Below are 1104 nucleotides of genomic sequence, written 5' to 3'. Positions count from 1 at the left end.
CCTTGTGCTGCATCGGTCGCTCGCCAAGTTGCGAAATCGCCCATTACTGCAACGTGCGTGACTTTAAACTCGACACTTTTATCTAGTGCTGGCAAGTATGCGTTAAATGTGGTGTCTTTAGTGAAGTGTTTAAGCAGATCCTCGCGCACGTTCAGTGTTGCCCACGCATCTTCAGTGTCGATGACGGTCACGACTGGGAAGCCCTGCGGTGCGAGCTCGCCGCTTTGTAAAAGTACTTGAGATACTTCACCGTCAAACCAACTGTAGATTTGAGTATCTTTCGCATAAGCTTCCACTTCAGCAACTGCGCCAGACGCCATACGAGCTTTCTCAGCCGCAGCTACTTTGGTTTCACTACGAGCCCCTTCTTTCGCCATCTCATACATTTGGAAAGCGGCACTTTCGGTGTATTTAGAAGCCTGCCATTGGGTTAGCGCTTCATCGCGTTTTTGCTCGGCAACCACGCCATCTTTATACAGGTTGTTCACGCGGTTATAGGTTTTTTCCATCAAATCTGCTGCGGCTTTCGCTTTTAGCCATTGGTCTTTCGCGGCTTGAATTTGTTGCTCACGTGCACCTTTCTCTGCTTCTTGCGCTAGTGCATCTGCCGCTTTTTCACCAGCTTTTGCTTGTTCCAGTTTCGCTTCGATTTCTGGGCTGTGAAGCGTAAAAATTAACTGGCCTTTTTCAACATCATCGCCTTTGCGAACCATCACTTCGTCGATGCGACCTGGGACTTTCGATGAAATGCTGTATTGCTGAGCTTCAATCAAACCTTGCAAGCGAACTGGTTCTGGCTGATAAGCTTGGTAAAACTGATAGCCAACCCAAGAAGCCACACCCAAGGCGCAAAGTGAAAGTAGAACGGGTTTTAAAGATTTTGCTGCCATGACTTATTTAACCTCTTTGGATATTTTCGCTGGGGCGTAAGCGGTATTTTGATATTGTTCGAAGCTGTTCATTTCACTGCTTAATGCTAATAGTTTGGTTAGTGAAATCAGATAGCGGAAGCGCGCCGCCGAACGTTGAGTTTCGATACTGGCGACATAAAGCTGAGCGTCAACCACATCGAGAGAAGAAGAAAGACCTTGAGTGAATGCCTTC

1 protein-coding gene and 1 pseudogene are annotated in these 1104 nt (G+C 47.4%); both read right to left on the bottom strand.

Annotated features, from left to right (window positions below):
* Window positions 1–890: HlyD family secretion protein (locus R8O70_RS25270; RefSeq protein ID WP_318127356.1), on the bottom strand; the 890-nt coding region annotated here is incomplete at its 3' end.
* 3 nt (window positions 891–893) lie between these two features.
* A pseudogene (locus tag R8O70_RS25265) lies at window positions 894–1104 on the bottom strand (TolC family protein); the annotation flags it as partial.

The sequence above is a fragment of the Vibrio sp. 779(2023) genome (assembly GCF_033344285.1).
Lineage (GTDB): Bacteria > Pseudomonadota > Gammaproteobacteria > Enterobacterales > Vibrionaceae > Vibrio > Vibrio alginolyticus.
Note: the sequence above shows the minus strand (reverse complement) of the source record. Positions and strands in the feature narration are given on the sequence as shown.